Annotated in this window: 13 protein-coding genes; all 13 read left to right on the top strand. The window is 43.4% G+C overall.

Annotated features, from left to right (window positions below; translation table 11 throughout):
* Positions 1 to 76: 76 nt before the first annotated feature.
* The 13 genes from ftsY to ACRHOZ_RS18095 all read left to right on the top strand — a co-directional run bounded on the left by ftsY (position 77) and on the right by ACRHOZ_RS18095 (position 12361).
* Positions 77 to 1033, top strand: coding sequence for a signal recognition particle-docking protein FtsY (ftsY, locus tag ACRHOZ_RS18155; RefSeq protein WP_431128700.1), 957 nt, complete (start codon positions 77 to 79; stop codon positions 1031 to 1033).
* Positions 1034 to 1036: 3 nt separating this feature from the next.
* On the top strand, positions 1037 to 1435 hold the full coding sequence (locus tag ACRHOZ_RS18150) for an RDD family protein (RefSeq protein WP_431128698.1): 399 nt from the start codon (positions 1037 to 1039) through the stop codon (positions 1433 to 1435).
* The gene (locus tag ACRHOZ_RS18145) at positions 1428 to 2198 is read left to right on the top strand and encodes a hypothetical protein (RefSeq protein ID WP_431128695.1); all 771 of its coding nucleotides are present in this window, start codon (positions 1428 to 1430) and stop codon (positions 2196 to 2198) included. The genes ACRHOZ_RS18150 and ACRHOZ_RS18145 overlap by 8 nt, the downstream gene beginning before the upstream one ends.
* Before the next feature lie 46 nt (positions 2199 to 2244).
* Positions 2245 to 3648, top strand: a complete 1404-nt coding sequence (locus tag ACRHOZ_RS18140) for a sialate O-acetylesterase (RefSeq protein ID WP_431128692.1) — start codon at positions 2245 to 2247, stop codon at positions 3646 to 3648.
* 7 nt (positions 3649 to 3655) lie between these two features.
* Positions 3656 to 4531, top strand: coding sequence for a DUF2911 domain-containing protein (locus ACRHOZ_RS18135; protein WP_431128689.1), 876 nt, complete (start codon positions 3656 to 3658; stop codon positions 4529 to 4531).
* Positions 4528 to 6261: an amidase family protein gene (locus ACRHOZ_RS18130; RefSeq protein ID WP_431128686.1), complete on the top strand. Its 1734-nt coding sequence runs from the start codon at positions 4528 to 4530 to the stop codon at positions 6259 to 6261. The genes ACRHOZ_RS18135 and ACRHOZ_RS18130 overlap by 4 nt, the downstream gene beginning before the upstream one ends.
* Before the next feature lie 98 nt (positions 6262 to 6359).
* Positions 6360 to 7205 carry a sigma-70 family RNA polymerase sigma factor gene (locus tag ACRHOZ_RS18125; protein WP_431128683.1) on the top strand — a complete coding sequence of 282 codons (846 nt, stop codon included), beginning with the start codon at positions 6360 to 6362 and terminating at the stop codon, positions 7203 to 7205.
* Positions 7206 to 7221: 16 nt separating this feature from the next.
* The gene (locus ACRHOZ_RS18120) at positions 7222 to 7605 is read left to right on the top strand and encodes a RidA family protein (protein WP_431128680.1); all 384 of its coding nucleotides are present in this window, start codon (positions 7222 to 7224) and stop codon (positions 7603 to 7605) included.
* Between the two features lie 68 nt (positions 7606 to 7673).
* Positions 7674 to 8297: an FMN-dependent NADH-azoreductase gene (locus ACRHOZ_RS18115; RefSeq protein ID WP_431128677.1), complete on the top strand. Its 624-nt coding sequence runs from the start codon at positions 7674 to 7676 to the stop codon at positions 8295 to 8297.
* Positions 8290 to 8814, top strand: a complete 525-nt coding sequence (locus tag ACRHOZ_RS18110; RefSeq protein ID WP_431128674.1) for a cupin domain-containing protein — start codon at positions 8290 to 8292, stop codon at positions 8812 to 8814. The genes ACRHOZ_RS18115 and ACRHOZ_RS18110 overlap by 8 nt, the downstream gene beginning before the upstream one ends.
* A gap of 39 nt (positions 8815 to 8853) precedes the next feature.
* The gene (rimO, locus tag ACRHOZ_RS18105) at positions 8854 to 10161 is read left to right on the top strand and encodes a 30S ribosomal protein S12 methylthiotransferase RimO (protein ID WP_431128671.1); all 1308 of its coding nucleotides are present in this window, start codon (positions 8854 to 8856) and stop codon (positions 10159 to 10161) included.
* A gap of 92 nt (positions 10162 to 10253) precedes the next feature.
* Positions 10254 to 10739 (top strand): DoxX family membrane protein, encoded by a 486-nt coding sequence (locus tag ACRHOZ_RS18100; protein ID WP_431128668.1) that lies wholly within the window; start codon positions 10254 to 10256, stop codon positions 10737 to 10739.
* Complete coding sequence (locus tag ACRHOZ_RS18095) at positions 10739 to 12361, top strand: Gfo/Idh/MocA family protein (protein WP_431128665.1); 1623 nt, start codon at positions 10739 to 10741, stop codon at positions 12359 to 12361. The genes ACRHOZ_RS18100 and ACRHOZ_RS18095 overlap by 1 nt, the downstream gene beginning before the upstream one ends.
* The last annotated feature ends 5 nt before the right edge of the window (positions 12362 to 12366 follow it).

The raw sequence follows: 12366 nt of genomic DNA, 5'->3' as shown, positions 1-12366 counted from the left end.
AAATTGAAAGCCGCTTATTAAGCGGCTTTTTTTATGCCTTTACTTTCCTATCTTTGAAGCTTGATGAAGATTGCTTATGAGCCTATTTAAAAACATTTTTTCCTCAGATAAAAAGGAGACTTTGGACAAAGGCCTTGAAAAGTCGAAAACCAGTTTTTTTGGAAAGTTGGGGAAGGCCGTTGCAGGGAAATCCAAAGTGGATGATGAGGTACTGGATAATTTGGAGGAGGTCCTTGTTACATCCGATGTTGGAGTGGACACCACGTTAAAAATTATTGAGCGGATAGAAGAACGGGTATCCAGGGACAAGTATTTGGGAACCGATGAGCTCAATACGATTCTACGGGAAGAAATAGCGGGTTTATTGTCCGAAACCCACGTGGGAGAGGACACGGATTTCGTAATACCAAAAGACAAAAAGCCTTATGTGATCATGGTGGTTGGCGTCAATGGAGTTGGGAAGACCACCACGATCGGGAAGTTGGCACATCAGTTCAAAAATCAAGGACTAAAAGTTGTTTTGGGTGCTGGAGACACCTTTCGAGCGGCCGCCATTGACCAGTTACAAGTTTGGGCGGATCGGGTGGATGTACCCATCATCAAACAAAAGATGGGAAGTGATCCGGCTTCAGTAGCATTTGATACCCTAAACTCCGCGGTTGCGGAAGAGGCCGATGTTGTGCTGATAGATACTGCAGGCCGACTGCACAACAAAGTCAATCTTATGAATGAGCTTTCCAAGGTGAAACGGGTAATGCAAAAGGTGGTGCCGGACGCCCCGCATGATGTACTTCTGGTTTTGGATGGTTCAACGGGACAAAATGCATTTGAACAGGCCAAACAATTTACCAAGGCAACAGAAGTTTCCAGTTTGGCGGTCACCAAATTGGATGGTACGGCCAAAGGTGGGGTGGTCATCGGAATTTCAGACCAATTTCAAATACCCGTAAAATATATCGGGGTGGGAGAAGGTATTGAAGACCTACAAGTATTCAATAAATATGAATTTGTGGATTCGTTTTTCAAAATATAAATTATGGATTATGCCATATTGCCACATAGAATAAAGGCGGTAGTAATTGATTCAATTATTTTGATTTGTTGTATGTACTTGGTCTCGGAACTCTTATCAAGTTTTGAATCAGTACCTGATTACGTTAGAATTGTAATTTTTGTAGTGTTGTTTGTTTTATACGATCCAATTTTTACTAGTGTCTTCGGCGGAACTATTGGTCATAGCTATAGTGGAATTATGATCAAACGGGAAAACGATGCGAGCAAAAATGTTCTGTTCCCATTGGCCGTGGTGCGGTTTATTTTAAAATCCCTGTTGGGATGGTTATCACTGCTAACAGTGACCAGCTCGGATAAAAAGCAAGCAATACACGATAAGGTTGTGGGTTCAATTGTGTTAGAAACGAGGTCTAATGGGTAGAATTCATCTGTTCGAATTTGAGGATCAAAAGTGGTTTCCCGCTTTTCTGCGCAATTACGGTACAGATTTTCTGCAATTTCTTTCCAACAAGACCAAAATGTATAAGCCTATTGTTCCCGTCCTGGATAAAGGGCTCAAGACCAGTGGGGTCGATACCATTGTGGATTTAGGTTCTGGCGGCGGCGGTGGCCTACTTTGGTTGAATTCGGAATTATTGAAATCCAATCCTGGATTGAAGATTGTTTTGACCGATTTTTACCCCAACCTAAATGCCTTTAAATTTACCCAAAAGCAGGCTGAAAATTTTGAATTCATGGACACCCCTGTTGATGCGAGAAATGTGCCTGAAAACTTAAAGGGTTTTAGAACACAGTTCCTTTCCCTACATCATTTTAAACCCAATGATGCACAAAAAATTCTCCAAAATGCAGTGAATGCCAAGTCGGGCATTGGTGTTTTTGAAGCCCAGGAACGAAGTCTTCCCAGTATTTTGGCCATGTTGTTCTCGCCAATCAGTGTTTTATTGACCACACCCCTTATTAGACCCTTTAAATTAAGTCGTTTGCTGTTTACCTACCTTATTCCCATTGTTCCCTTGTTTGTATTGTGGGATGGCATGGTATCCTCGCTTCGTACCTACTCCGTTAAGGAAATGGAAGCTTTGGTGGCTTCTTTGGAAAATGGGGATTCATACCATTGGGAAATCCAAAGAATCAAATCCGGTCCCGGAGTTATTTTGTACCTTTTGGGAATCCCTAAATAGGGAGAGATTATCTTCAATTCTAAATAGCAACCAATTAAACCTAGTTATGGGAAGACTACTCTTTTACATTTTTCTACTCTGTTCCAATTTAGCCTTGGCCAAAATATGGACACCCACCATTATTTCGGATAACATGGTTCTCCAACAGCAATCAATGGCAACCATTTGGGGTTGGACAACTGCAACTGGAGAAACGATTACAATTTCTGGGTCATGGGACAATGTTGAAGTCACAGCAAAGGCCCATCAGGGTGTTTGGTCGGCTCAATTGCCCACACCGATTGCCGGAGGTCCTTACACCGTTACCATCAAGGGTCATGAAGAAATTGTTTTATCCAATGTGATGATCGGAGAGGTTTGGATAGCTTCGGGTCAATCCAACATGCAGTGGACTCCCAATATGGGGTTGGATAATGTAAAGGAAGAAATAGCTGCTGCCAATTATCCCAATATTAGATTTTTTCAGGTACCACAACGAAAATCCCTTTCTCCCCAGGATGATACACCTGGCGAATGGTCGGCTTGCACTCCTGAATCCATGCAGAATTTTAGTTCCGTAGCTTATTTTTTCGGAAGAAAACTACATAAGGATTTATCCGTGCCAGTGGGTTTGATCAGTTCCAATTGGGGAGGTACCCCTGTAGAAGTTTGGATACCGGAAGAACAAATAGAGAAAGACAAGGAATTAAAGTTAGCTGCACAACAGATTTCAGAATTTGAATGGTGGCCCCATGTACCGGGCGCTGCATATAATGGAATGATACATCCCTTGCTGAAATTCGACATTGCCGGTGCCATTTGGTATCAAGGGGAATCCAATAGGGCCAATTCCAAATCCTATTATAAATCGTTCCCCACGCTGATCACTACTTGGAGAGAGCTTTGGAATAAGGACTTTCCATTTTACTTTGCCCAAATTGCCCCCTATGATTACGACAAAGAGAAAAAAGATATCAAAGCCGCGGTGGTGCGGGATGCCCAATTGTACACCATGCAATCCGTTCCAAATACAGGTATGGCCGTTACCAACGATATCGGTAATCTGAAAGATATACACCCCACCAACAAACAGGAAGTGGGCAGGCGATTGGCACTATGGGCTTTGGCCAAAACTTATGGTATGAAGGATTTAACCTATAGCGGACCCGTGTACAAAAGCATGGAAATTAAACGGAACAAAATAATGCTGGATTTTGACCATGCTGACAGCGGATTGAAGATGGATGGGAAAACTTTGAAAGAGTTTTATATAGCAGGTGAGGACCAAGTGTTTCATGAAGCCAAGGCAAGAATCAAAGGCAATAGGGTAGAAGTGTCTTCTTCAAAAGTAAAGGAACCCGTGGCGGTCAGGTTTGCATTTTATGACAAGGCATTGCCCAATTTGTTCAATCAGGAGGGCTTACCTGCTACTGCTTTTAGAACAGATGATTGGGAAATTGACTTAGATTGATATCAGCATGGCACAGCTTAAATTGACCTTGCGAATTTTTGGATTACTGCTTGTGCTGTCAACAACGCAACTCACAGCACAGCTCACACATCCTAAAGCTAGTCCCGCAGCGATGGTGGAACAGGCTGTGGGACTTTCTAAGATAACAGTCCACTATTCCAGACCTGCTGTTAGAGGGAGAACTATTTTTGGCGACTTGGTACCTTACGGTCGGATTTGGCGTGTTGGGGCAAATGAGTCCACTAAAATTACTGTGGATACGGATATGGAGGTCATGGGAAAAGTCCTTCCCAAAGGGACTTATGCGTTATATGCTTTTCCTGAAGCAGATGCATGGGAAATTGCATTCCACAACAATTTGAGCCATTGGGGAGATGGTCGAAAGAACTATAAACCAGAGGAAGACCTATTTCGTATCTCGGTGCTACCGGAGAAAATAGGTGGCCATCAAGAGAACTTTCTGATCACTTTTGATGCCATAACCCATAATTCCGCGCAGATGAAATTGGTATGGGCAAACACGCAGGTGGTAATCCCCTTCAAAGTAGATACCCCTGCCCAAATGGAATGGGAAATCGCAAAAAAGTTGGAGGAATCGCCAACAGCCCAAGCCTATTATGAAGCGGCACGCTACCTGCAGGAACAGAACAAAGACCCCAAAAGAGCTTTGGTCTATTTGAACAAGGCTCTGGAATTGGGAGGTGACACTTATTACTTTCATAGGGTAAAATCCCTAGTGGAAGCCCAGTTGGGAGATTACAGATCAGCCATTGCTTCTGCTCGGGAGTCACTTAAAATTGCTGCAAATCTGGAGAAAGATGAGTTTGTTCGGATGAATCAAAAGAACATTGCCAAATGGGAAAAATTACTGGAGCAAAAATGAAAATACCAAAGAATTCCCTTAGGGTTGCCCTGGGAATGGTGGCATTGTGTTTAGCGTTGCAATCCTGCCAATTCATTGAGAAGAAAGAGGTTGATACTGAAGATGAAAATGTTTCCACAAATGTGGATACGGAAAAAGAAATAACGGAGACAGAACCCCTTTGGACTCCATATGACGAGACCGCAGAAATTCAGGGGAATGCTGATCATGAAAATGAGCGAATGCGATTCAAATTCATTCAATCCAAAATTTTGGACAAGAATGAGGTTTTTGCTCCGCTTAATACTGAGGTGTCCAAGTTTCCAAAGGAAAAATACGATATGATGAAACCGTTGGTGCTGGAACAGGACATACCAACGATACAAAACGCAGTTAAGGAGGGTAAATTCAACTATACGGAATTGGTACTGTTCTATCTCAGTAGAATCTATCGGTATGAGCTGGATAAAGCCACTAATTTGAACACAGTAATTGCGCTAAACCCCAATGTTTTGGATGAAGCCAAGAAATTGGATGCCAATGCGGAAGGGCATCATCCTATCTACGGAATGCCAATTTTACTGAAGGACAATATCGGTACCTCCGGAATGAATACCACCGCTGGAGCCATAGCACTACGGGGTAACCAAACAGATGACGCATTTATCGTGCAACGATTAAAAGAAAACGGCGCACTTATTTTGGGCAAGGTAAACCTAAGTGAATGGGCCAATTTTATTTGTGAGTGCCCCAACGGACAAAGTGCTGTTGGTGGGCAAACTTTGAACCCCTACGGTCGTCGTGATTTTGATACGGGCGGATCTAGTGCTGGAAGCGGGACTTCGGTGGCGGCTAATTACGCCGTAGCTGCCGTTGGAACCGAAACCTCAGGCTCTATCTTGTCTCCTTCGGGCCAAAACTCCGTGGTAGGAATGAAACCTACCGTAGGTCTGCTGAGCCGTACTGGCATTGTACCCATTTCGAGTACTTTGGATACCCCAGGCCCAATGACCAAAAGTGTTGTGGATAACAGTATACTTCTGGATGCCATGAGGGGGTTTGACATAGAGGATGAAAAGTCGGTCAAAGCAGATTGGGATGAAAATTGGTATGCTGAAGAAGTGAGTTTGAAAGGTAAAAGATTTGGTGCCTTCAAAAACTACATGAAAAGTGATTCAATTTATAGGGAAACCATGGAGCAATTGAGAGCAGCTGGGGCAACTATTATTGAATTTGAACCCCCCGAAGTCAATTTTGATGGATTCCTTTCCATTCTCAATATCGATATGAAAAATGATTTGCCATCATATATTGGTGCGCATGTAAAGGATACCAATGGAGTTGCCGTGCGAAGTGTACAAGACGTTGTGGAGTTTAATAAAAAAGACAGTCTGACCAGAATTCCTTATGGCCAAGCTCGTTTGGATGGGATTTTGGCGGACACCACATCTGCCGAGGGTCTTAAAAAGATTAAACAAAGGACAAGGAGGGCTGGCCGCACCTATTTTAATACGCCTATGAACGATTATGGCTTGGATGCCATTCTATCTATAAATAACCATGACGCTGGTGCAGCGGCCGCCGCTGAATATCCCGCCCTCACTGTTCCCATGGGATATAAAGTTTCTGGAGAACCCATAAATTTGACCTTTATTGGAAAACAATTTCAAGAGGGAAAACTATATGCGCTCGGAACTGCTTTTGAATCCCTCATCCAAGCACGTAAAATTCCACAAGCGTATATGGATTGATTCTGTGGTTGCCCGGGTTTTTATGGTGGTATCCCGTTGGAAAGCAATTCTTTTTCAAAATGATGTCACGTTTTTTGGTTTTGGTTTGTCATTAAGTCATGGAAGATTATCAAAATAAGTTATTTCCCTATGCCTATAACATTTTAGGCTCGGCAGATGATGCCAAGGACGCCATACAGGAAATCTTGATTAAATACCAGGACGTAAAAAACCAAGCTGTCCAAAATGAAATGGGATATCTTGTACGATCCGTAATCAACGAGTCCATCAACCTTAAAAAGAAACGGCAATTGGGCTTGTCCGATGCCTTATGGCTTCCGGAACCCATTGCTACGGATGCCACCGATGAACAGATAGATAGCTCAGCGATCATATCCTATTCCATGATGGTGCTTTTGGAAAAACTTTCGCCCAAGGAAAGAGCTGTTTTTATTCTTAAAGAAGCATTTGGATATTCCCATAAGGAAATTGGCTTGGTATTGGAAATGACCCTTGAAAATTCGAGAAAGCTGTTGAGTAGGGGTAGGAGTATGTTGCGCTCCCTAAAAAGAGGAGTTTCCATAGACCATGCCAAGGTTCCCAAGGCGTATCTGGAACGGTATGTGGATAGCATTCGAAGTGGGGATATCAAAAACTTGGAGCAAATGTTGTCGGAGGACATCATGGTTTCAGCCGATGGTGGCGACGAAATCCAGGTGGTTAGGGAACTCACCCAAGGCCTTAAAGCGGCCATTAAGCTTCTTCTTTACGTGTTTAAGACGTATCAACGAAAAAACAAGATAGTTGTTACCGAGGTTAACCATCAACCCGCCTTGCTCTACTACCAGCATGGGGTGTTGGTCAATTGCCAGATATTTCAGATTGAGGATGGAAAGATTGTCCAAATCCATGCCCAACTGGCACCCAATAAATTAAAGGCACTCAGATCGGCCGTTAATCCATAAATCCAAAAAAAATAACATGACTAGAGAACGAATTAGCTCAGGTTCAACCTTTGAGCAACAGATTGCCTATTCCCGCGCCATTGTGGATGGACGTTGGGTCTTTGTTTCCGGTACCACGGGTTTTGATTACACCAACATGACCATCTCAGAAGATTTGACAGAACAGACAAGGCAATGCCTTAAAAATATTGAAGAGGCCTTGGTGAAAGCCGAATCCGGATTGCAAGACGTGGTACGTGTACTGTACATCCTTCCCAATGCACAGGAATTTGAACAGTGTTGGCCCGTTCTACGTGAATATTTTGGAACTGTTCGTCCGGCAGCCACCATGATTTCTGCCAGGCTATCGGATCCCCGAATGAAAATTGAAATCCAAGTAATCGCATTAAAGAAAAAATAAGAAATACTATGGGAACAGTGTCACGTTTTCCGTTCGGATTTTGTCCTATTCATATAAAGCAAAATACTATGAAGACATTGTTACGAATTGACTGTAGCGCAAGAAAGCTAGGTTCCCATTCCAGGGAATTGGCAGATTATTTTGAAGCAAGATGGAAACAATCCAACCCGGATGGCCGTGTTATCCACAGGGATTTAACTCGGGAACAATTGCCCCATATCCAGAACAACACCATACAGGGATTCCATGTTTCTCCACACGAGGCAGATGTCCATCAGAAAAATGCAGTGGCACTTTCCAATCGGCTGATTAGCGAACTTAAAAAGGCTGATGAGGTGGTGGTGAGCAGCCCCCTTTATAACCTCAATGTGCCTTCCAACCTCAAGGCCTATATGGATCAGGTGGTACGGGCAGGGCATACCTTTGGTATGGATGAACAGGGGTATCACGGATTACTCCAAAACAAAAAGGTGTTTTTGATCACTTCAAAGGGAGGGGTCTATAAAAATACCGCGATGGAAAAATTGGATTTCCAGGAACCTTACCTCAAGGCCATTTTTGCGCATATGGGGATAACGGATGTTGAAACCTTCTCCCTGGAAGGAACTGCCTACCAAAATTTGGTGGATAAGAACAAAAAGACGCTTCAACTCGCAATTGATTCAACCCTTAATATGACAACAAATGAATAATATAGCTAAAACTAAAACCGATTATTTTAATGATGTTCTTGAAAACAGAGCTACTGTAATATTGCCCGAAGAGGGGGAACAGCTATTGCTCAAGGATATTGAATTTACCTTTAAAGTCACCAGTGAAATGTCCAATGATCAATTGGGAGTTTACAAGATCACGCTGAACCCCATGGCCATAGGAGCCAAATTGCACTACCATAGGTTTATGGACGAGACCTTTATTGTGGACAAAGGTGAACTGACCATTCAAGTGGGGGAAGACATCTTTAAGGCAGGAAAGGGGGCCATTGTCTACGTCCCCAGGTTCACACCTCATGGATTTCAAAATGACACCGAGGAAAAAGTGGAACTTACGTTGCTCTTTAATCCGTCACAAAAACGGGAGGGATTTTTTCGGGGACTTCTGGAAACTTTGTCAGAAGAACCCATAGACCCTCAAAAGTATTTGAAGCTGTACAATAAATATGATAGCTTTCCTGTGGACACTTCCAATATGATTCCTAAAAGAGATTGATATGGTATTCGTATTTTTGCACCCCATTTTAAGGCAATTATGCGAACAAAAACACTCAAAAAGAACAAAATCAATGTGGTAACTCTTGGATGTAGCAAAAATGTTTACGATTCAGAGGTGCTCATGGGACAGTTGAGGGCCAACAACAAGGAAGTGGCCCATGAGGAAGAAGGAAATGTGGTGGTGATCAATACTTGTGGATTTATTGCCAATGCAAAGGAGGAGAGTGTCAATACAATTTTGGAGTACGTCCAGAAAAAGGAAGCAGGGGATGTGGACAAGGTTTTTGTGACAGGCTGCTTAAGTGAGCGGTACAAACCCGATTTGGAAAAGGAGATTCCGAATGTGGATGAATATTTCGGAACCAGTGACCTTCCCAATCTGTTGAAAGCGCTTGGAGCGGACTATAAACATGAACTCATTGGGGAGCGATTGACCACGACTCCCAAGAACTATGCATATTTAAAAATTGCAGAGGGCTGTGATAGACCCTGTTCCTTTTGTGCCATTCCCTTGATGCGCGGTAAGCACAGGAGCAAACCCATAGAAGAGTTGGTGAGTGAGTCCGAAAAATTGGCTGCCAAAGGTGTAAAAGAGTTGATTCTGATTGCCCAGGACCTTACCTACTACGGCTTGGATTTGTATAAAAAGCGGAATCTGGCTGAACTGCTTGAGGCTCTGGTACAAGTGGAAGGGATAGAATGGATTCGTCTGCACTACGCCTTTCCCACAGGTTTTCCCATGGATGTGCTGGAAGTAATGAAGAGAGAATCAAAGGTTTGCAATTATATTGACATTCCCTTGCAGCATATCTCGGATGCCATTCTAAAGAGTATGCGAAGGGGGACCACCAAGGCAAAAACAACACAATTGTTGGAAGATTTTAGAGCTGCGGTACCTGGAATGGCAATACGTACCACCTTGATTGTGGGATACCCTGGCGAAACGGAAGAAGACTTCAATACCCTGAAGGAATGGGTCAGGGAAATGCGATTTGAACGATTGGGATGCTTCACCTATAGCCATGAGGAAAATACACATGCCTATAGCTTGACAGATGATGTTCCAGAAGACATAAAGCAGGAACGAGCTAATGAGATCATGGAGCTCCAATCTCAAATATCTTGGGAACTCAACCAAGAAAAAGTGGGCAAAACATTTCGATGTATAATTGATCGCAAGGAAGGGAACCATTTTGTGGGCCGTACGGAATTTGATTCCCCAGATGTTGACAACGAAGTCTTGATTGATGCAACCAAGCATTACGTTAAAATTGGAGACTTTGTGGATATAGAAATCACGGAAGCTTCGGACTTTGATTTGTATGGGGTTCCAGTGAAACCTTGATTCACTTCAGCAAACTCGTGATAATTATCATTTTGTCATTTAATTTTTCCTTGTAGCTTTGATTTGTTTGTACTAAATCAAAATCAAGGACTATGGTGAATACTGCTGCAGACCGCAAGGTCACGATGAGTATTACCCTGCTCAGAATTCTAATAGGATGGCATTTTCTGTATGAAGGGGTAACGAAACTATACAACCCCGAATGGACTTCGTTTGGGTATTTGGCATCGGCCCAAGGGCCGTTAAAACCTGTTTTTGCCATGCTTGCCCAAGAACCTATGCTTCAATGGGTAGATGTGCTGAACATGGTTGCCCTGCTTACCGTTGGGATTACGTTGTTACTGGGAATTTTTGAAAGAAAGGGAGCCCTGGTAGGTATTGGGCTGCTCAGCTTGTACTACCTGGCCCATCCATCCTTACCAGGGGTTCACCAAATCAATGTGGAAGGAAATTATTGGATTGTAAACAAAAACCTTATTGAATTGGTAGCATGTATACTACTCTACAATTTCCCAACGGGCCAATTTTTTGGTCTTGCATACTTTAGAAAAGGAAGATTAACCAAAACGCAACAATAATGGATTGGACAAGAAGAAATTTATTAAAAGGATTGGGCGGATTGCCCATTTTAGGAGCTGTTTGGTGGGCTGGCGCAGCCGGTGTGGGCAGAAAAATGAGGGAACGCAACCAAATATTGGAACAGTTGAATATTATGCCATCTTTGCCTCCAACAGTACCAGGCATAGACGGAGACCCCATTAAAGTTGGTATTATTGGTTTTGGAATCCGAGGAGAGCAACTTTGTCGATCATTGGGCTTTGCTACCCAAGAATGGAAAGAGGAGATGAGATTGGCGGCAGAGGAAGATCCAAACCATTCGGCTTTGTCGGATTTTGAAAAACAGGATAAGCTGAATATAAATTTGGTTGGGGTTTGCGATGTTTTCGACGTACGGGCAGAAAAGGCACTGAGGTCATTCAACACAGAGGACAACAAAATCAAGAGGTATGACACCTATACGGCCATGATACGTAGTGGAGACGTAGATGCGGTGGTGATTGCCACCCCAGATCATTGGCACGCTCCAATGTCCATTGAAGCCCTTAACAATAACGTAAGTGTGTATGTGGAAAAACCCATGACGCATACCGTGGAAGAGACCTATAGGCTTCGGGAGGCCGCCAGGGCGTCGAAAGCCACTTTTGCGGTGGGTCATCAGCATAGACAGACCTTGAGTTTTATAACAGCAAGGGATATTGTGGAAAAAGGAACCCTTGGTCATGTTTCCCTAATCCAGACCAACACCAATCGTAATGATGACAACGGTGCTTGGAACTATGACATTCATGAACAGGCCAATCCACAGACAATAGACTGGGAACAATTCTTGGGATCGGCGCCCAAAGTGCCGTTTAACAAAAACCACTTTTTCAGATGGCGAAAATGGTGGGCCTATGGATCAGGACTTTCCGGTGATCTGCTTACGCATGACTATGACCGCTTGAACTGCGTGTTGAATATGGGTATTCCTGAATCTGTAAGTGCTTCTGGAGGAATCTATACCCACAACGATGGTCGTGACGTACCGGATGTTTTGCAAGTGAATATGGAATTCCCGAACTATTCCACAGGAAGTAGTCAAAATAAAGGAAAGGAAAACGGCATGACGTTTTGTTACAGTGCTTCTTTGGGAAATTCATTTAACAGACCTACAGTATTGATGGGGCATGATGCCACCATGGAATTGGGAAATAGACTCACGGTTTGGCCAGATGGAGCCTCTACCCGCTACGGGGATATGCTGGAAATGGGAAAAATGCAGCCCAATGTTCCCATTTACCAGTATAACCCAGCTGCCAATGTACCAGATGCGATTTCATCGGCCACGTCCCAATATTTTGCGGATAAAGGATTGATGTGGACGTATATCAATGGGGTTCGAGTGGATTCTACCTTCCTGCACATGCGCGAATGGTTGAGTGTGATCAAAAATGGTGGAAAGGTCAGTTGTGGTATCAAGGAAGGTTTTGAGGAAGCTATAGCGGCGCACATGGCTGGCTTGTCCTGGAAATTGGGCCAAAAAATTGAATGGGATGTGGATAAGGAAGAATTAAAACCCATTCCGGGAATCAATTTTGACGAAGTATTGTTGGCCAATGGACAATGGGAAACTCCCGTTACGGAAGTCCTTGAAGGCTAGGCTTT

It is taken from the genome of Flagellimonas flava (genome assembly GCF_050617915.1).
Classification (GTDB): Bacteria; Bacteroidota; Bacteroidia; order Flavobacteriales; family Flavobacteriaceae; genus Flagellimonas; species Flagellimonas flava_A.
This window is presented reverse-complemented; position numbering and strand designations above follow the sequence as displayed.